The 18,671-nt window shown below is 66.1% G+C and carries 20 protein-coding genes and 1 pseudogene; 5 read left to right on the plus strand and 16 right to left on the minus strand.

Translation table 11 applies throughout. From position 1 onward, the window contains the following. Positions 1–99: 99 nt before the first annotated feature. The 4 genes from ACNQS7_RS24565 to ACNQS7_RS24580 are packed head-to-tail and all read right to left on the minus strand — an operon-like array spanning position 100 to position 4,206. Positions 100–981 (minus strand): alpha/beta hydrolase, encoded by an 882-nt coding sequence (locus ACNQS7_RS24565; protein WP_418014580.1) that lies wholly within the window; start codon positions 979–981, stop codon positions 100–102. Then, complete coding sequence (locus ACNQS7_RS24570) at positions 978–2,642, minus strand: thiolase C-terminal domain-containing protein (protein WP_418014581.1); 1,665 nt, start codon at positions 2,640–2,642, stop codon at positions 978–980. Before ACNQS7_RS24570 ends, ACNQS7_RS24565 begins: the two co-directional genes overlap by 4 nt. Then, complete coding sequence (locus tag ACNQS7_RS24575; protein WP_055580547.1) at positions 2,639–2,935, minus strand: ferredoxin; 297 nt, start codon at positions 2,933–2,935, stop codon at positions 2,639–2,641. The genes ACNQS7_RS24570 and ACNQS7_RS24575 overlap by 4 nt, the downstream gene beginning before the upstream one ends. Continuing rightward, positions 2,932–4,206 (minus strand): NADH-ubiquinone oxidoreductase-F iron-sulfur binding region domain-containing protein, encoded by a 1,275-nt coding sequence (locus tag ACNQS7_RS24580; protein ID WP_418014582.1) that lies wholly within the window; start codon positions 4,204–4,206, stop codon positions 2,932–2,934. The genes ACNQS7_RS24575 and ACNQS7_RS24580 overlap by 4 nt, the downstream gene beginning before the upstream one ends. 27 nt (positions 4,207–4,233) lie before the next feature. Between ACNQS7_RS24580 and ACNQS7_RS24585 the strand changes: the two genes are divergently transcribed. Beyond that, positions 4,234–4,707 carry a hypothetical protein gene (locus tag ACNQS7_RS24585; protein ID WP_418014583.1) on the plus strand — a complete coding sequence of 158 codons (474 nt, stop codon included), beginning with the start codon at positions 4,234–4,236 and terminating at the stop codon, positions 4,705–4,707. A gap of 5 nt (positions 4,708–4,712) precedes the next feature. Here the strand turns inward: ACNQS7_RS24585 and ACNQS7_RS24590 are convergent, their stop codons facing one another. From ACNQS7_RS24590 to ACNQS7_RS24625, 8 genes are all read right to left on the minus strand, one after another. Further along, positions 4,713–5,579, minus strand: a complete 867-nt coding sequence (locus ACNQS7_RS24590) for an alpha/beta fold hydrolase (protein ID WP_418016134.1) — start codon at positions 5,577–5,579, stop codon at positions 4,713–4,715. Between the two features lie 11 nt (positions 5,580–5,590). Further along, entirely contained in the window at positions 5,591–5,983 is a 393-nt protein-coding gene (locus tag ACNQS7_RS24595) for a Rieske (2Fe-2S) protein (protein ID WP_055580550.1), read from the minus strand. Beyond that, complete coding sequence (locus ACNQS7_RS24600; RefSeq protein WP_418014584.1) at positions 5,984–7,129, minus strand: amidohydrolase family protein; 1,146 nt, start codon at positions 7,127–7,129, stop codon at positions 5,984–5,986. It lies immediately after the preceding gene. A 26-nt stretch (positions 7,130–7,155) separates the two neighbouring features. After that, on the minus strand, positions 7,156–8,253 hold the full coding sequence (locus ACNQS7_RS24605) for an amidohydrolase family protein (RefSeq protein WP_418014585.1): 1,098 nt from the start codon (positions 8,251–8,253) through the stop codon (positions 7,156–7,158). A 114-nt stretch (positions 8,254–8,367) separates the two neighbouring features. Beyond that, on the minus strand, positions 8,368–9,252 hold the full coding sequence (locus ACNQS7_RS24610) for an NAD(P)-dependent oxidoreductase (RefSeq protein WP_418014586.1): 885 nt from the start codon (positions 9,250–9,252) through the stop codon (positions 8,368–8,370). 3 nt (positions 9,253–9,255) lie between these two features. Continuing rightward, positions 9,256–9,636, minus strand: coding sequence for a carboxymuconolactone decarboxylase family protein (locus ACNQS7_RS24615; RefSeq protein ID WP_310773979.1), 381 nt, complete (start codon positions 9,634–9,636; stop codon positions 9,256–9,258). 88 nt (positions 9,637–9,724) lie between these two features. Next, a complete protein-coding gene (locus tag ACNQS7_RS24620) occupies positions 9,725–10,120 on the minus strand; it encodes a DUF4189 domain-containing protein (RefSeq protein WP_418014587.1) in 396 nt (131 codons plus the stop codon). Between the two features lie 86 nt (positions 10,121–10,206). Then, entirely contained in the window at positions 10,207–11,343 is a 1,137-nt protein-coding gene (locus ACNQS7_RS24625; RefSeq protein ID WP_418014588.1) for a phosphotransferase, read from the minus strand. 105 nt (positions 11,344–11,448) lie between these two features. Between ACNQS7_RS24625 and ACNQS7_RS24630 the strand changes: the two genes are divergently transcribed. Continuing rightward, positions 11,449–12,084 carry a nitroreductase family protein gene (locus ACNQS7_RS24630; RefSeq protein WP_418014589.1) on the plus strand — a complete coding sequence of 212 codons (636 nt, stop codon included), beginning with the start codon at positions 11,449–11,451 and terminating at the stop codon, positions 12,082–12,084. A gap of 182 nt (positions 12,085–12,266) precedes the next feature. Beyond that, positions 12,267–12,365: pseudogene (locus tag ACNQS7_RS24635) on the plus strand (hypothetical protein); the annotation flags it as partial. 16 nt (positions 12,366–12,381) lie between these two features. On the opposite strand, the gene ACNQS7_RS24640 reads toward ACNQS7_RS24635, so the two are convergent. From ACNQS7_RS24640 to ACNQS7_RS24650, 3 genes are read right to left on the minus strand one after another with little or no spacing between them, the layout of a single operon-like run. Continuing rightward, on the minus strand, positions 12,382–13,362 hold the full coding sequence (locus tag ACNQS7_RS24640) for an NAD-dependent epimerase/dehydratase family protein (RefSeq protein ID WP_418014590.1): 981 nt from the start codon (positions 13,360–13,362) through the stop codon (positions 12,382–12,384). Then, entirely contained in the window at positions 13,359–14,459 is a 1,101-nt protein-coding gene (locus ACNQS7_RS24645) for an NAD-dependent epimerase/dehydratase family protein (protein ID WP_418014591.1), read from the minus strand. The genes ACNQS7_RS24640 and ACNQS7_RS24645 overlap by 4 nt, the downstream gene beginning before the upstream one ends. Then, positions 14,456–14,956, minus strand: coding sequence for a nuclear transport factor 2 family protein (locus ACNQS7_RS24650; RefSeq protein WP_418014592.1), 501 nt, complete (start codon positions 14,954–14,956; stop codon positions 14,456–14,458). The genes ACNQS7_RS24645 and ACNQS7_RS24650 overlap by 4 nt, the downstream gene beginning before the upstream one ends. Before the next feature lie 111 nt (positions 14,957–15,067). Between ACNQS7_RS24650 and ACNQS7_RS24655 the strand changes: the two genes are divergently transcribed. Beyond that, positions 15,068–16,066: an acyl-CoA dehydrogenase family protein gene (locus tag ACNQS7_RS24655; RefSeq protein WP_310773957.1), complete on the plus strand. Its 999-nt coding sequence runs from the start codon at positions 15,068–15,070 to the stop codon at positions 16,064–16,066. Next, positions 16,050–17,225: an acyl-CoA dehydrogenase family protein gene (locus ACNQS7_RS24660; protein WP_418014593.1), complete on the plus strand. Its 1,176-nt coding sequence runs from the start codon at positions 16,050–16,052 to the stop codon at positions 17,223–17,225. The genes ACNQS7_RS24655 and ACNQS7_RS24660 overlap by 17 nt, the downstream gene beginning before the upstream one ends. Positions 17,226–17,293: 68 nt before the next feature. On the opposite strand, the gene ACNQS7_RS24665 is transcribed toward ACNQS7_RS24660, so the two are convergent. Further along, positions 17,294–18,655 carry a cytochrome P450 gene (locus ACNQS7_RS24665; RefSeq protein WP_418016135.1) on the minus strand — a complete coding sequence of 454 codons (1,362 nt, stop codon included), beginning with the start codon at positions 18,653–18,655 and terminating at the stop codon, positions 17,294–17,296. Positions 18,656–18,671 lie beyond the last annotated feature (16 nt).

The following is an 18,671-nucleotide window of genomic DNA, read 5'->3' on the forward strand; positions in this document are numbered from 1 at the left end:
GCTGAGCTGCGGGCTGACACCGTTACAGCTGAACGCCTGACTGTAACCCTAACGGTAGCGGCTTCCGGGTGCGGCGAAAAGGAGCACAAGGTCCCCTTTTCATCGGTCTTCCGCCGACCGTGAGGCGCCATCCGCCGCCGCGCATTCGTCGACAAACGCGAACACGGTGCGGTGGTAATCGGCGGCGTTGAGTCCGAGGCTGAGGTTGTGTCCCGCCTCGGGAAACCGGTTGCTGGTGAAACGCGATGCTTGAGAGAACATTTGGGCGATTTCGGCGAGGTTATGGTCGTCGCCCCGGTAAACCCGGTCGTGCTCGCCGATGGTGAACCGCACCGGGACGCGCACCGCAGGTGCGAGTTCGGGGAAGTAGCGGTGTGGCCAGTTCACGGCTACGTCTCGCTCGTAGGGCGGGGACGTCGACGAATTCGTGACCCCGCGCAGGATGTCGGGCGGGTACAGGCGCATCGGCTCCCGCAGCAGCTCGCGGGTGCCGGGCGGACGCTCCTTGACGGCCGCCGCCTTCATGATCTCCTTGGCGACGTCGTGATAGCGCCTTCCGGTGCCACCCAGTTCCAGGCCCAGCAACGCGGCACCCCGGTCGTCGGCTGCCATCCGGGTCGCCAGCTCGCAGCCGCCGGAATGGCCCAGCAAGAACAATCCCGCACCGCGTGACCGCTCACCGAGAATTCGTTCGACGGCACCGTACGCGAGGTCGACGCGCTGCTCCGGGGTCTGCACCGCCTCCGGGTAGGGGGCCGAACTTCCGTGCCCTGGCCGGTCGATCGCGATCACCGTATAACCCAGCGCCGCGCCGAGCCGCAGCAACGACAGCTCGGGGTGCCCCGGGCAGTCGAAGTACGCGGCGGTGGTGCCGCCGCCGTGGATCGCCACGATCACTGCCTTGGGCTCGTCGGCCTCGGCGATCACGCCGGACATGGGCACACCGTCGGCAATCACCACGCGTGGGCGGGGGGCGGTCATGTGTCCGCCCGCAACAGAATGACGCCGCTGGGCGTCAGGCCGCCGCTGCTGACCACCCCGACGCGGGCCCCGGCGACCTGCCGCTCGCCGGCCTCGCCGCGCAGCTGCGCGACCGCTTCGTGCAGCAGGCCCATGCCGTGGGTGCGGCCGTGCGACAGCTGCCCGCCGTGAGTGTTCAGCGGTATGACGCCGTCGCGGGCGATGTTCTTGCCGCCGTCCAGGAACTCGCGCGCTTCGCCGATGCCGCAGAAGCCGAGCGCCTCGATCCACGAGAGACAGTTCATGGTGAACCCGTCGTAGAGTTCGGCGACGTCAACGTCGCCGGGACGCAGTGAGGTGCGCGTCCACAGATGCGCCGACTGGCCCAGCACCTGCGGTTCGTGAGTGAGCGTGCTCTGATCCCAGTCGATGCGCTCGATGATCTGCGTTCCCACCGCCTCGACCAGGACGGGCGGCTTGGCCAGGTCTCGGGCGGCGTCGACGGCGGAGACTATGACGGCGATCGCGCCATCGCAGGGGACGTCGCAGTCGTAGAGGCCGAACGGCGTGGTGATGGGCCGCGCGTTCAGGTAGTCCTCCATCGTCATTGGGTCGCGGTAGACGGCGGTCGGATTGAGGGCGGCGTTGGCGCGTTGATTCAGCGCGATCCAGCCCAGCGTCTCTTTCGTAGTGCCGTAGCGATGGAAGTGCCGCTGCGCGTTGAGCGCCAAGGTATGCGCGGCGGAAGTCGCCCCGAACGGCCACTGCCAACTGGTGGTGCGCCCGCCGGACGGAGCGATCCTGCCCTGCTTCATCAGCTCGTTGAAGGTGGCTTCCCACAGCGTCCGGAAGCACAGCACGTGACGAGCCAGCCCGGCCGAGACCGCCAGCATCGCCGCGATCACCGAACCGCCCGGACCGAAGGTCTCCATGCCGCCGTTGTGCCAGGTCGGCCGGATACCCAGGGCCGCTTCCAGTGCGGTGACGCCGCCTTCGCCGAAGCCGCCGAAGTTGCCGCCTCCGGGGTAGGTGGACAGGCCGTCGATGTCGGCGAAAGTCAGTCCGGCATCGGCGATCGCGGCCTCACAGGCCTGCACGGTCAGCGACAGGGCGGGCACCATCTGACGGCGACCGATCGGCGACATGCCGATGCCGGTCAGCGCGACCTTGTCCTCGAACTTCTCCGTGGTCAGCATCGGGCGGACGTACTCGCCGAAACGTTCCGGCGCGATCTCGTCCTCGGGCAGCGGCGAAGGCTCAGCGTCCGGGACGGGGCGGAACAACGGCAGCCACACGTCCTCGATCTGGTCGAACACCACCTCGACGGTCTGACCGAGTTCCAGTTCGTCGGGATCGGAGTCGATGATGTTGGTGGTCAACCGAACTCGCGGATCCTCGACGACGGCCACCTCCGCGATGATGTATGGCGCCGGCATTCCCGGCACGCTGAACCGGTGGTTGACCGTGAAGCCGGCGAGGGTGGCCCGGCCGGAAACCTCGCGCACGCCGATGTCGCGGCCGCGGCAGTAGCGGCACACCGGCGCGGGCGGGTGGATCAGCGACCGACAGCCCCGGCACTCCTGGAAACGTAATATGTTGTCAGCGCCGGCTTTCCAGAAGAACTCGTTCTCATCCGTGAGCTGGGGCAGCGGACGTCCCGGTGCAGCTGACTTGCCGCTCAACGGATGAATCCCCACTCCGCTTCGTTGTCCTCGGTTTTCACGTGCGAGGCGGGGTCGTCTTCGTCGTGCAGTTCGGGGTGTGGGATGCTCGGTTTGGGCTCGCCGATCTCGGTGATGGCGTGCACCGGGCAGTCCAGCAGCGCCCGCATCACCTTGTCGTGGTCTTCTTCCGGGACGTTGCCGTCGCCGATCAGACAGGCGTAGCCCCAGTCGTCGAGCGAGAAGTAGCCGGGGGCGTGCTTGCCGCACAGTCCGAAGCCGTCGCACACGGTGCGGTCCAAACGAATTCTCATGATCCCCCCATGGCTTCGTAGGGGCGCTCGGCGCGATATGCGCCGCGACTGCAGTCCGGACAGGTTCCATCGAGATGGCGCCCCACCTCGTCGGGAAACTCCTCGACCAGGGTCGCCGTGACGTTGCAGGCGGCGTCCAGTGTGCCGCAGGCGCCGCGGCCCCGGAGCACTTTCGACCAGCGCTTCAAACGGTCGAGATCCTCGGTGGTCGCCACACCGTCGCGCAGCGCTCCGGCGGCGGCGGCCATCGCCGCGGTGCCGTTGAAGCACGAACCACACTGCCCGGCGTTCTCCCGGTCGAAATATGCCGCTACCGCTGCCGCGACCGCGACCGGGCACTCGTCGGTGATCAACGATATTGCGCCGCAGCCCAACCCGCTGCCGATGCCCCGAATCGACTCATGATCCAGGGTGGTGTCCAGCACCCGCCGGTTTACCAGCCCGGCGAAGTAGCCTCCCATCAGGACACCGCGCACCCGCGCCGGCGAAACACCATGCCGGGCAAGCAGTTCGGTAAACGGCAAGCCATGCGGAATCTCGTAGAGAACGGCCCCCGCGCCGCCGCCGGTGATGGTGGCCAGGAAGGTCCCCGGCGACTTGGCCGTGCCCTGCGAGCGGAACACCGTCGCGCCGTGGCCGTGGATATACGCCAAGTTGGCCAGCGTCTCGACGTTGCTCACCAGCGTCGGACGCCCATCGACCCCGGATTCGAAGGGACGCGGCGGCTTGTCGGTCGGTTTGGCCGGTCCGCCGTTGATGGCCTGCACGGCCGCGGTTTCCTCGCCGGCCACGTAGCCCGGCTGCACCGGGAACACCTCGATGCTGACATCGCGAGTGTCGACTTCCCCCAGCGCGGACTCGACACTGCGCGCCGAATCCGCGTCAGAGACAAACACATAAGCGCGCGGGGCACCTACGAGTGCCGCGGCCAGGCGCAGCCCGTCAAGCACCAGGTGGGGTCGGTTGCGCAACAGCCACCGGTCCTTGACCGAAGCGGGCTCACCCTCTTCGCCGTTCGCGACGACGACCGGGGCGCCCGAGCACCCGTTGGCCCGTACGGCCCGCAGTTTCACCGCGAGCGGGAACGCCGCACCGCCACGGCCCAGCAGTCCGCTGGCGTCGACATCGGCGAGCAGTTCATCGGCGTCGCCCAGCAGTCGGTAGCCACCCCGTTCGCGGTAGGCCGCCAGATCCTCGCGGCCCTCGGCGAGCAGTCGGGGTGGGTAACCCGGCCACGCGACGGTGCTGATGGCAACGTCGGCGGTGGTCATCGACCGGCTCCGGTTAGGCTTGGCCGCATGCGGACTGCGGTGGTGCGCGTCAACGTCGACCAGTCCGGTGTGCTCACGCCGGCGCAGTTAGGTGAGGGCATGGCCACGCTCCTCGGTCTTGCTGGTCAAAACGGTGCTGAGGTAGTCGAAAACGATATCGCCAGCAGGCCGCCGAGCCGGCGAGAGGTCGAACTGCTGATCGCCGGTGCGGACGTGGAGTTCACCAAGACCGCGGCAATGGAATTGTGCGGCAAGGCGTTTGGCACCGAACCGGTGGTCGGCGTGGTGACCTTCATCAGCAGGGGAACCGACGACGACGCCCACGGCGTGCTGGCGGCGTTCGGCCTGTCCGGCGAGATCGTGCGCGAACCCGGTGATGACGGTTACGACATCGTCTACGTCACGCTGCCCGAAGCCGACCTCGACCGGGTGCCGGAAAGCCGGATCCACACCGCGCTCGAGGCCTCGCTCAACTGCGAGGTTCACATCCGCACCAGGTGAACGCATCAGCGATCCAGGAACTCGAGGATCGCGGGCGCGGCCTGTACCCAGGTGTCGAACATGTTGAAGTGAGTCACCCGGCCCGCCGCGCGGTCTTCGGACGCCCGTTCCCAGGCGTCCTCCGGCCACGGCGGGTCGATCAGCTCCGAACCTTTGATCAGGCAGTGCACTTCAAGCGAGGTGCGCTTCGGGTGATCCATGTCGTTCTCGCCGCCGCGGATGATCAGCGTGGGAACTTTGATGCGGTCGAACATTTCGTCCTCGACGCCCGGAATGGTCTGTCCCGGTTTGGAGACGAACGCATTGAGCCAGCGCAGCATCACTTTGAGGAAATCGGCGGAGTCGAAGTCGAGGAATCGCTGCTTGTTGGCCGGGTTCTCGGCGATGCGATCGCGCCACTCCGACACCTTGATCACGCCGTCCATCCCGGTGCCCCGCACCGCGAGAATGCTTGGCACGATATAGAAACTACCCAGCACGAACGTGCCGTAGATGCCGCCGACGATGTTCCACACCACCAGCTTGGTGACCATCTCCGGGTAGAGCATCGTGGTGAGCATGGAATCCCTTGCGCCACCGGAGCCTCCGGCCAGGATGCACTGCTGGAAACCCAGACCTGTCACCAGCTTGTGCAGGGTTTCGGCGCGCATGTGCGATTCGCTCTGGCCGTAGAACTGCACGTCGGAGGCGCCACAGTTGGGGCGGTCCCACAACAGCACACGGTAGCCGCCGTCGACCAGCGCCTCAGCCAGCGGACGCAACCCCTCGATGTCCTTGCTGAACCGGCCGCCGGGCGTCAGGGCGATGAGATCGCCTGCCTCACCCAGCATCTCGTAGACGACGTTGCCGCCGTTGATCTCGAGCGACGACACGCCTGGCCCGGTCACGCCTGCACCAGCACATCGTTGCCGATCACGCGGACCGGATAGGTGCGGATGCTCCACTCCGGCTTGACCGCGGTGGTACCCGTCGCCAACTCGAATCCCCACTGATGCCAGGGGCAGTAGATGTATTCCAGATCGCGCACCATCACCGCGTCACCGGCTGCCGTCTCGTCGACGACGGTGCGTCCGCGGGCCCGTCCCGAGCACAGCGGACCACCTTGGTGCGGGCAATAGTTCGCGATCGCGTAGAAGGTGCCGTGCACGTTGTACACGCCCACCCCGTGCCGCCCGATCGGCACCAATTTGTGTGTGCCCGGCGGAATTTCGTCCACCGTCGCGACGACGTGTTCGCGACCCTGAGCCAGTCGGGGTCGCGGCTTCTCCTCGAGCATTCAGAGCACCCGGACCTGACCCTCGAGGACCGGGACGGTCTCCGGGAGGTGGTAGGTGGAGATGCCGTTCTTGTACATCACCGCGTCCCGGGCACCCTTGGGCAGATGCTTAACCAGCCAGCGCGGATCGTCGAAGGTCCAGTGCGGGTAGTCCGAGGAGAACAACAGGATCTTCTCGCACTCCATCCACTCCAAAATCCGGGTCAACTCGGTCTTGTCCTCGGGATAGTCCAGTGGCTGGGTGGTGAACTTGATGTGGTCCTTGACGTAGTCCGACGGCTTGCGCTTGATGTCGACGCGGGACTTGCGGGCTTCGTAGATCGAGTCCATCCGCCACATCAGAGGCAGGATCCAGGTGAAGGCGTGCTCGACGAACACGATGCGCAGCGTCGGGAACCGGTCGAAGACGCCGTCGAAGATCAGGCTCATCACCTGGTTGGCGGCCAGCAGCGAGTAGGTGACCATGAAGTCGTGGTTGTAACTGGGGAACCCGACGGGCGGCGTCGGCAGCATCTCGTAGTTGCTGCGGGACAGGTGACAGCTCACTGTGATGTCGTGCTTGGTGGCCGCCTCCCAGATCGGGTTGTACATGGGATGGCCCCATGACGGACGCGGTTCGGCTTTGATCAGAATCTGCGCCATATACGGATGACCGGCCCACTCCTCGATCTCACGGGCCGCACCCGCGGGGTCTTCGACGGCCGCACAGATCGACCCACGCCAGCGCTGATGCCAGTTGTTGTGGCCGTCCAGCCAGTGGTTGGCCTGCCAGTGGTTCAGGGCCGTCGAGTAGGCCTGGTGAGCTTCGGGCAGCCGCGGGGTGCGCCCACCTGGTTCCAGGATCGCGATGTCGGAACCGGCTTCCATGATCAGCTGCCGAAACGCCATGTCCGGGTCGCTGCCCGGGAACTCGCCGTCGGGCGGGAAGGTGTCGACCCGCATAGCGAAGGAGTGCGCGTAGTCGGGTGCGTCGTAGTAGATCAACTCGCCGACCTTGTGGTCCAGGAAGAACTTGCTGCGCCACGGCTCGGGGATGTACTGGGTGATTTCACCGCGTTTGGGCACCGGGTGGACGTCGGAGTCGACGCACCGAACGGCGATGCGCTCGGCAGCGGGGACCCGTTCGTGTATGTGAGTCAGCGACATTGCGATCTCCTAGCTCTCACTCACTTCTACTGTGCGCCCGAGCCCACGGCGATGTCTATGCCGTAGAGCTCGGCCGCGTTGCGCCAGCACAACTTCTCGTGTTGGTCATCCGAAAGTGCCTGGGGCAATTGGGTGATGTCGCCGCACTGCCAGTGCGGATAGCTGGAGCCGAACATCACCATGTCGTCCTTGCCGGTGAACCGCAGCCAATCCCCGGCGAAGTCGACGTCACCCGGTCCGTCCATGGCGCCCTGGACGAAGTACACGTGGCCCGGCAGGTAGTCACTCGGTATCCGTGGCGCCCACGGTGTCTGCTCGAGATGCGGGCGGCCGAACGTATCCATCCGCCAGATGAACGGCGTGACGAAATCTCCCGCGCCGTCCGCGAATACGAATTTGAGGGCCGGAAAGCGCTCGAACACGCCCTCGGCGATCATGTTCATCAGGTGATACAGGTAGTTCAGCGCCATGAAGCTGACGTATTGCTCGTAGGTGCGGGTATGTCCGGAAGGCGTCGGCGGGAACCCGATACCCTCGCCCGACTCGATGTGCACGGCCACCGGAAGGTTCGCCTCCGCCGCCGCTTCCCACAACGGCCAGAACTGCGGTTTGCCGTAGACCTCGCGCGACTGCAGTGGGACGCCGATCTGCACCACCCGCGGATGCCCCCGCCATTTCTCCAGTTCGCGCACCGCGCCGGCGATGTCGTCGGGGTTCACCCGGATGGTGCCACGGAAGCGGTCACCGAACTCGGCGTGCTCGAGCCAACGCGACACCATCATCTCGTTGTGTGCGGCGTGCAGTGCGGTGCCCAGGTGGCGGTCCGGCATGATCCCGCGCCCCATCGGGTGCAGGATCGCCACATCCACCCCCCGATTCGAAAACAGCTCATTGGCAACGAAATCCGGGTCCGACCCGGGATAGCGGCGGCCTCGCTCAGGTCCTTCGGTATTCGGCGCGTACTCGCTGCCGGGTGCGCCGTACCAGTCCATCTCGTAATCGGGGAAGCCGCGGCTCTTGAACGGCTCGCGTAGGAAGCCGCGCAGGTCCTTGTTGGTCGGGAAGAAGATGTGAACGCTGGCGTCGATGACCGGCGTACGCGTCCCGTCGGCGTGTTCGATCATGTAGTCCATCCTCCCGCCGTCACTGCATATGTCCTGGTAACAGCGCTTTTACGACCCATTACGCGAGCATTGTTCTTAAAACCGGATAATAACATTCTCTACTCAAAATGTAACTCAGCGTCTCGCCGGTCCGATGGTGACGCCCGCGGCCTCTTCGAACGGCTTGATCACGGTCGTGAAGTCGGAATCGGACCCCTGGGACTGCGCTGCCGCCTCCCAGAGTCGCCCCACGGTGTCGGCGATCTCGATGGGGACGCCCAGCGCTCGGGCTTCCTCGAGGTACAGGCGTACGTCCTTGGCCATCAGTGCGGTGGCAAACCCGTAGTCGAAGGTGCGCGGCAGGATGGCGCGTGGGAACTTGTCGCGACTGGCGCTGGTGGCACCCGACCCCGCGTTGAGCACCTCGATCATGACGTTCGGGTCCAGGCCTGCCTTGACGCCCATCACCACGACTTCTGCCGTCGCGACCAGCACGTTGGCCGCCAGGATGTTGTTGGCGAGCTTCATGGTCTGCGCGGAACCGGATTTGTTGCCGACGTAGAACGCGTGGCCCAGAACACCGAGCACCGGCCCGACGGCATCGAATTGCGCGCGCGGGCCCGACACCATGAGGGTCAGCGCGCCGCGTTCGGCGCCGCCGACGCCGCCGCTGACCGGGCTGTCCAGCGCGACGATGCCGCGGGTGGCCAGCAGATCGTGGATCTGGACCGCCGTCGCGCTGCCGACGGTGGACAGGTCGATGAAGCGCTTGACGCGGGAGCCTTCGATCACCCCGGCCGGGCCGGTCGCGACTTCCAGGGACACGGCAGGGGTGGGCAGGCTGGCCAGTACGGTCTCGGCGCGATCGGCCACCTCTCGGGGCGATGTCGCGGCCTGCGCCCCGAGTTGCGCGATGGCATCGCCGCGCCGGTCGAAGGCGACGAGGTCATGGCCTGCCTCGGCGAGGCGGCGCGCCATGGGCAGCCCCATGTTGCCCAGGCCGATGAAGCCGATGGTCACGCGCTAACCCTCGTCCAGTTCGGCGAAGACCTCGCCCGCGGTACGGAAGCTGTCGACCGCGGCCGGCACCCCGGCGTAGATGGCGACCTGAAGGAAGACCTCGCGGATCTCGTCGCGTGTGACGCCATTTGTCAGTGCGGCTCTGAGATGGGTGCGCATTTCGTGCGGCCTGTTCAGTACCGATGTCATGGCCAGGTTGAGCATGCTGCGGGTCTTGCGCGTCAGGCCGTCGCGTCCCCATACCGCACCCCAGCAGTACTCGGTGACCAGGTCTTGCAGTGGACCGGTGAAGTCGTCGGCCTGCGCGATCGCGTTGTCGACGTATTCCTTGCCCAGGACTTCGGAGCGGATCTGCCGTCCCCGCTGGTATGTTTCGCTGTCCAATGCCGTGCTCCTTTGCTACGAGTGCGAGTAGCAGGAGTCTAGGCCGTTAGCGAATTATCTTGCCGGAAAGCGGCATTGAGTTGTCGGCTCAGTGACAGGCCCAGTTGACGACCCAGCCGCCGCCGAGATTGGCGATGGCCCGTTGTTCGGCCGCCTGCCGCGAGAGTCCTACGCCGCCGTGGTAGGTGGTGCCGTCGTGGGCGACCGCACCGCACTGCGTGAAGCTGGCCACGATGGTGCAGCTGTCGATGCCGCAGCGCTGCAACGCCAATCGCTCGGCCATCGATTTATTTTTCTGGCGCCAGGCTTTACCCGAGGAACCGTCGTGTCCATAGGCGATGGCCCCGTAGAAGGTGTGATAGGGGGGCAGGTTGGCCCGGTGGGTACGGGCGTCGGCAGGGTGAATCAGAGTGGAGGCCATCGCGATGGCCGCCAGCAGGCTGGCGAGCACCAGTGCGACGCGACGCCGTTGTCGTGTCGTCATGCGTGTGAACCCCTTTCAGTGCGCACGGGACATGTAACGTCCATGTTACAGACTCCTCACACTGGCGAGTCGGTCGCCGGTCTGGCTCAAATCGAGTTCTTAAGCACGACAACGGTTTCCAGGTCTTCCAGCGCCGCGACGGCGCGCCGCAGGCCTGCCAGGGCAATGTCGTCGGCCTGCATTCCGCCCATCCCCGCGGTGATCAGCGCTGCGACATAGGCATACATCGCACCCTGTCGGTAGCGCAGCCAAAGTTCGTCCGCGTTGAGTTGCGGTCCGCCGGCGGCGGCCAGGGCGCGGCGGTACTGGTCGAGCAGGTGGCGTTGAGCCGCGCGACGGTCGTCGGGCGTCAGGCAGGTGACAAGTGTGTACGCCAGCTCGCGGGAAGGATGACCGCGGCGCACGGCCTGCCAGTCCAGCAGTCCGGGGCTGCCGTCGCGGAAGTAGAGATTGCCGGGATGGGCGTCTCCATGCATGACGGTGTGCGGGGGCGCGTCGATCAGTGCGGCAACCGCACGATAGTTGTCGGCGATGTACCGGCCCTGCTCGATCGGAATGTCGGTACGGTCGGCGAGTCGCTTCATCGAAGTGTTCATCAGCGGGCCGGTCAGCAGGGAGGTGGCGTCGGCCGACGGGGTGTAGAGCCAGCCCAGCGGGCCGCGGGCGTCCTCGGACAACCGGTCCCAGAAGGTGGCGTGCATCGCGGCCAGTAGTTCCACGATCAGGCCGGCCTGGTCGATGGACAGCGGGTGCAGCGTGTCGGGAAACTCGCATTCTGATGCGGGGAGGTCTTCCAGGACCAGCAGATAACGACCCGTCCAAGCGTCGAATGCGGCTCCGTAGGCCGTCGGCACCCCGGTGAGCTGCGGGGCGAGCTGACTGTAGAAGCGGACCTCGGTGTGTCCCAGCCGGCCGAGTTCGCCTATCAGCCGGGTTGCGGCCGTCTGAGCCGCCAGTTTGACGAACACCGTGCGCGGGACGCCGTCACCGGTCAGCGCCAGGCGCGCCCGGGACGAGGTCCCCGCGTCGGCGTCCAGAACGCTCGCTGAGGCGACTTCGGTGCCTATGACGCCGGACAGCACGGTGGCATCGATCTCGTTCACGGTGCGCGGCAGGCCGGCGCGACTTCCGATCAGGGCATCGGTGGCGACTCGGCTGATCCCACGTCCCAGGTGCGCAGTCAAGCGAAGAGCGGAGCGGGCCTGTGCAAGTGGGGTTTTCATATCGTTCCCGTTCTCTCATCACCGGCCGCGCAGCGCTGCGGTACACTGCGCACACTTTACAGATCAGACTGAAAATGTCACGCTGCGGGGCGGAGGGAGAAGTTCATGACCGGGGCGAGCGACGACGTCTGGGAGGTGATGTCGACCGCGCGCACCATCCGGCGGTTCACCGACGAACCGGTCGATGACGCGACGTTGACCCGGTGCCTGGAAGCGGCCCGGTGGGCGCCCTCGGGAGCCAACGCACAGGGCCGGCGTTTCATCGTGCTGCGATCGCCCGAAATGCGTGCGGTGGTAGCGAAGGCTGCGGCGCAAGCACTATCGGTGATCGAGCCCGTCTATGGCATGAGTCGCCCCGGCCCTGACGATGACAACCGCCAGGCCCGGAACAACCGCGCTACCTACGAATTGCACGACCGGGCAGGAGAATTCACTTCGGTACTGTTCGCCCAGATCCATTATCCGACGGCGTCGGAACTGCTGCTGGGTGGGTCGATCTTTCCTGCTGTGCAGAACTTCCTACTGGCCGCCCGCGCCCAGGGGCTCGGCGCTTGCATGACCAGTTGGGCCTCCTACGGCGGCGAGCGGATACTGCGGGAAGCCGTTGGTGTGCCAGGCGATTGGATGTTGGCCGGCCATATCGTGGTCGGCTGGCCCAAGGGCCGGCACGGACCGGTGCGGCGGCGACCGCTCGCCCAGGCGGTCAACCTCGACCATTGGGGCGAGCCGTATTCGGTCTGAACGATCAGGGCTGTCCCACTAGTCACACCAGTAACCGTCAGCTGAATGTGACCTTCTGCTGAAATGTGATATCGCCGGTGATATCAACAGGATTCGCCTCTCGGGGCAGCCCAAACGTGTCGGTGCTCCTTCGTAGAATCCAGGTATGGCATCGAGCTTCTCGTGAGGAGATCGTGGCGGTCGACACCGAATGGCTCCCCGCCGCCCACCTCGACCACGGGCGACCCAGAACAAACACGTTCCATCACCCCGAGAAACTCCTTGCCCCTGACGATGATTAACCGCATTGACCACCGGCTACCCGGGCGCCTGTGCGGCGAACCAACGCGCAGCCTCCGCGATTGATTTCTCGACAGGCTCCGGCTTCCAGCCGAGTTCGCGCTCGGCCTTGCCGTGGTCGAGCGGCGACATCAGATCGGCCATCCGTGCGCCGACGTACGCCATGGGCAGGTCGCGGTTCAGCAGCCGCGCCGCGACGTCGTTGACGCGGGAAGCGGCATACACGACACTCATCGGAATCGGGATGCGTGGCGGACGCCGGCCGACGGCTCGGGCCGCTATCGCGTGGACCTCGCGAGTGCTCATGTACCGAGCGGAGATGATGTAGCGCTGCCCTTCACGGCCCCTGTCGGCGGCGAGAAGCATTGCCCGGGCGGCATCTTCGATACCGACAACCTCAGAAGAGAACCCCAGGTAGAACGGGAATCGGCCGGCGGCAACCTGGGCGATGAGCGAGCCGTGCGGAGTCGGTGCCCAGTCGCGCGGTCCGTAGGTGGTCGAGATGCACAGCGCGACAGCCGGTAGTCCCCGTTCGCGCGCGTAGCGCAGCACCAGATCCTCGGCGGCGACTCGCGATTCGATGTAGGGGCCGCCGTCATTCCAGTTGTGTGGGTCCTCTTCGGTGACCGGCCGCTGATCGCTGATAGCCAATGTGCCGCTGCTGCTGGTGAAGACGAACTTCCGCAGCTCGGCCCGCAGCGCCGCGTCCAGTACATGGCGCAGGCCCTCCACGTTGGTACGGAACAGCGGGGCCGGGTCGCGCAGCCACATCCGAGCGTCGACAACGCAGTAGTAGACGACGTCGCAACCCGCCATCGCATCCCGTAGGGCGGTGTCGTCGAACACGTCGCCGTAACGGCGCTCCACCTCCAGGTCGTCGATGCCCTTGGTAGAGCTCGTTTTTCGCACCATGACCCGCACGTCTTCACCCGCCAGCACCAGTTGACGGGTGACGTGGGAACCGAGGAAACCGCTGGCTCCGATGACGAGTTTCTTCACGCTTCGGTGCCGGCCAGCATCTCGGGTCCGTACTTGCCGCGCATGAACGTCCACGGGTCGGCGTACCGGCCACGGTTCTCCAGCCGGCGCTGCAGGGCGAGGAACACCAGCATCACCGGCCGGATGGCTGGTCCGAGCGCTCGCAACAGGAGGCGGCGATGACCCATCGACTCGGCCACCCATCTGACGGTGTCCGACCAGTCGTGCTGCTGATAGTCAAGCAGCGCCTCCGATTCCGTGGTGTCGAACCAGCCGGTGAACGCCCACCCGCGGTCGTCGTGCGGGTCGCCGGGCAGGCCGACCGCCGGGCCGAGGCGGCCGATACCAACCGCGGCCATTATGTCGTCCTGCAACTCGCCCATCAGGCGGCGGTTGGTGTCGTTGCCGGCGATCACGAACACCTTGCCGGCGACGGCAGCACGCCGGTCGACGGCGTTGGCGAACGCCAGCGCGACGTCCCGGGCATCGGTCGCATGCATGCGGTTGTCCACCGGAGTGGCCCGCACGAGCACCAGGTGGTCGCCGTTAAACGTGGCCGCGGTGTCTGGCGAGACGATCGCGGCAAGCCGGAGCAGCGCGTAGGGTACCCCGCTCCCGACAATCGCCCGCTCGGCCAGCACCTTGTCTTCTCCGTACTGCTCGATCGGATTCACCGGCGTCTCGCCAGTGATGAGCTCCGGTTGCCGGTGGGGGTTACGAGACCCGTAAACCGCCGCGCTGGAAGCGAACACGAACAGAGGCGGATCGGCGAGCGAACGTGCGGCGTTGACGAGATGGCGGGTTCCCTCGACATTGACCTTGCGGGCCAACCGGGGATTACGGTACGAGGGCGGCGAGACGATCGCGGCCAGGTGCACGATCGCGCCGGGCCGGTGGCGGGTCACGACGGCGTCGACCGCGTCGGGGTCGGTGAGGTCGATGAACTCCGGGATGAGTGTGCCCGGATGCGCGGCGCCGGCCAGAGTCTCGGCTGCCGCGGTCGAGGCGTCGGTGCCGAGATCCACGGCTATCACGGTGTGGCCCCGGCCCAGCAGAATTTCGGTGCATCGCTTGCCGACCTGCCCGAAGGCGCCGGTAACCAGCGTGACGGGGCTCATTTACCGAACCTACGCGCCAGCGCGGCCCCGGCATCCCGGAGCCGAGGCGAGATACGCACGGACAGAAAAGGATTGAACACATCCTCCCGCAGCCGGGTCAGGGTCGAAGACTTGATCAGCCAGCGTCCGTCGACCTTGTCGTAGGTTTCGTGGTAGTGCCCACGCCCGATCAGATTGATCCCCGGCCCCAGCCGGACCACGTCCTCGAGTGCCCACACACCGGTCGCCGTCGTCTCCGACGTCAGCTCGATCTCCGGCGCGTGCACCTGATGGGCCGTCGGCTGGGACGCCTTGCCCAGCGTGCCGCGGACGTAGGCCACGAACTCGTCGGCCCCGCTGATCAATTTGCCGCCCGACGCGGAGGTGTCGCTGATGAAGTCGTCGGTGAACAGTCGCCGCCAGTCGTCCCACCGCTTGGTGTCCAGGTAGCGGCAGTAGCGGGCTTTGAGCTGCTTGATCGCCTCGATCTCGCAGAGCGCGGTTGCGGCGTCCGGCATTTGCGGGCCCCTTCGTAACTCGTATGTAAGCCGTAGGCAGATTTCGAGATTACTACTTCCACCAAAGAGAATGTTATTCTCGCCAGGTACTCGTGACGGGAGGCGGCCCGGATGCTCTTGGAGTTTGATGCCGATCAGCGGCTGTGGCAGGACACGGTGCGCGACGTCGTCACCAAGCAATGTCCGCCGTCTCTGGTGCGGAGCGTGGCTGAGGACGGTGCCGACACCGAACCGCTGTGGAAGCTCTACCGCCAGCTCGGCTGGACCGAACTGAACGATCCGGCCGGCGCGGTGGAACTGGCGATCGTGCTAGAAGAACTCGGCCACGCCACGGACCCCACCCCGTTCCTGGCGACCATGAGCCAGTTCGCTCCGCTGGCGGGCGAGCAGTTCGATCCGAACCAGTCCGGCACCGCCGTATACGGCGGAGTCTCCGCGCGCCGCAACGCCGACGGCTGGGTACTCGACGGCACCGCCCGTCATGTGCTTGACGGTGACCGGGCGGAGCGCGTCGCGGTGGTCACCGAAGCCGGAGTGTTCCTCACCGATGCCGGCCAGTTGTCCGCCCGGCGGGAATCCGTGTTCGACCCCGTGTTGCACGTCGCCGATCTGTCGTTTCACGACGTTCGGGTGCCCGACAGCGACCGGGTGAACGTAGACCGCGAGCGAGCCCACCACATCGCTCTGACGGGCATGGCCCTCACCATGGTCGGTGCCTGCCAGCGCATCCTGGATCTGGTACTCGAACACGTCCGCAGCCGGCACCAATTCGGCGTTCCCATCGGATCTTTCCAAGCCGTCCAGCACAAGGCGGCCGACATGCACGTCGCCGTGCAACGAGCCAGGGCACTGGCCTACTTCGCCGCGCTGACCATCTCCGCCGACGACCCGCGACGACGGCTGGCCGCGGCGATGGCCAAGGCATCGGCAGGGGAGTGCCAGTCGCTGGTTTTCCGGCATGGGCTACAGCTGCACGGGGCGATGGGATTCACCTGGGAGAACGACCTGCAGTTCGCGCTCAAGCGCGCGAAAGCGGGCGAGCTGATGCTCGGGGGCGCGGCCGAACACCGGGCGCGGATCGCCGAGGAGTACCGTGCAGCTGACTTTTGACAGTGACGTCGAGGAATTCCGCGCGGAGTTCTCGGCCTTCCTGGACGAAAACCTGCCTGCTGCAGGCGAAACCGCGGAACGGCCCCGCTCGGTGTCGCACATGCCGGGCTGGGCCCGTCGTTGGCAGCGGCTGTTGTTCGACAACGGCTGGCTATTGCCCACCCAGCCCCCCGAGTTCGGTGGGCGCAATGCGACAGTGTTGCAGCAGTACGTCTATCTCGAGGAGCTGTGCCGCCGCCGGATCTACCACAGCCTCAATCCGCAAGGCGTCAATATCGTTGCCGCGTCCCTGATCTCGTTCGGCAGCGAGGAGCAGAAGCATCGCTGGGCGGTGCCGATTCTGCGGGCTGAAATCACCGCGTCGCTGGGCATGAGCGAGCCGAGTGCCGGTTCCGACCTGGCGTCGTTGCGTACCCGGGCGGTGCGGGACGGCGAGCACTTCGTCGTCAACGGGCAGAAGGTCTGGACGTCCGGCGCCCATGACGCTGACGTGCTGTTGACGTTCGTGCGGACCGATCCCGACGCGCCAAAACACAAGGGCATCAGCGCATTGCTGATTCCCACCGACACCGAGGGTGTGGTGCGCCGCCCCTTCGCGTCGATCTGCGCCGACGACGACCTGGACTTCAACGAGGTGTTCTTCACCGACGCGAAAGTGCCGGCGGAGAACCTGGTCGGCGAGCTCAACCAGGGCTGGCGGGTGGCCAACGGCTCACTGGGGCACGAGCGCACCATGATGTGGCTGGGATTCGCCGACCGCATGGACAACATGCTCGCCGATTTCCGTCCGGCCACGGACCTCGACCGCGACCATTACGCCAGCACCATCATGGACAAGCAAGCCCTGCGTCTGCTGGGTTCGGTGGCGCTGGCCCGGGCCGCCCGCGGCGAGGACGACACCTCGGCGATCTCGGTGCTGAAACTGCTTGGCTCCGAGGCTGAACTGCGCATCAGCGAACATGCGCTGGAGGCTGCCGGTGGTGACGGGCTTGTGCACCCGGGGCTCACCGGGCCGTATGCGCCGATGAACCTCGACCACTACTTCGCCAGCTGGTTCGAGCGCTACGCGCGAAGCTTCTCCGGCACCATCGCCGGGGGCACGTCGGAAATCCAGCGCAACATCATCGCCCAGCGCATCCTCGGCCTGCCACGGGGCTGAGTTCCCCGCGAGCAGACACAAACTCGCACAATCGCATGCGATTTAGTGCGATTTTGTGTCTGCTCGCGCTAGGAAATTTCCGCGGATTCCTTGCGCTCGGTGATCGGACGGGCGAGTTCCTGCTCGTCGCAAATGCGTTGCAGCTTCTCGAGAGTCTCATCCAGGCCGGCGCCGACGCGGGGGCCGGGCGTGAAAGTGGCCGGCAGCTTGCGCATGCCCTGGATCACGCCGATCGTCTCGTAGTGCACGGTTCCGGCCGGGTCGCAGCGGTAGTCGGGCATCCGGTCGAGCACCGCGTTGAGCATCGACTTGAACACCGTACGCGCGACGTTCGACCCGATGCAGCGGTGCACACCGATGCCGAAGCTGAAGTGCCGGTTGCCCTTACGGTCCAAGAGCACGTCATCGGGATCATGGAACACCGCGGGGTCGCGGTTGGCCATGGCCCACGAGATCCACAGCCGCTCACCCTCTTTGAACTGCGTGCCGTCCAGTTCGGTGTCCTCGGAGAAGGTGCGACCGTCTCCGGGCGCCGGCGTGAAGTAGCGCAGGAACTCTTCGGTCGCAGGGTCCAGAAGGGTGTCGCGCTCGCGCCGAAGCCGTTCCCGCTGAGCGGGATTGTCCGACAGCCATTCCAGCGAATGCGCCGTCAGCGCTGTGGTGGTGTCGAAGCCGCCGCCGATGATCAGGCCGAGGTTGCCGAGAATCTCCAGATCGGGAGCCGGCTCACCGTCGATCCGCATCTGCAACAACGCATTAACCAGGCCGGGACGCGGGTTCTCCCGAATCTCGATCATGTTGTTGACCATGTCCAGGCCCATCTGGCGGTGCATCTCGGTGACCCGTTCGATGTCCGGCGAGTGCTCCGGTGTGTAGACCGCGGCATGGACCGGCTCGCTGTACAGGTTCCACTTCGCCAGCGGGATGCCCAGCATCGCCAGAGTCAGCACGGCCGGAACGACATTGGCCAGATCGTCCACGAAATCGATCCGGCCGGTCTCGACCTTCTCGTCGAGGCAGGCGCGGGTCACGTCGTCGATGAACGGTTCCCAGCGCTTGACCGCCGCCGGTGACAGGTACGGGTTGAGCACCGTGCGATAGATGCGGTGTTCGGGGTCGTCCATTTCCAGGATGCCACCGCGCACGACGCTGACCCGGCGGGCGGTCGGGATCGAAATACCTTTATAGCCCCGACGTTCGCCACGGATGTCGTGGTCGTTGGAGACGGCGGGACACCGGGCCAGCTCGAAAACCTCGTGGCTGCCCGCGGCGACCCAGTGCCCGCCGTAGGTGTCGGTCCACGCCATCGGGCACTTGGCGTGCATCTCCTCGGTGATCGTCTTGAACTGCGAGCGGTACTCCGCGGAGTGGCGGTCGAAGTGGTAGCTGTGCCTCTTCCGGTCGTCGGCCACGACATCATCGACGCTCAATGCGTTGTCTCCCTTG

Origin of the sequence: Mycobacterium sp. 23 (assembly GCF_048287075.1) — a bacterium.
Taxonomy (GTDB): Bacteria; Actinomycetota; Actinomycetes; order Mycobacteriales; family Mycobacteriaceae; genus Mycobacterium; species Mycobacterium gordonae_B.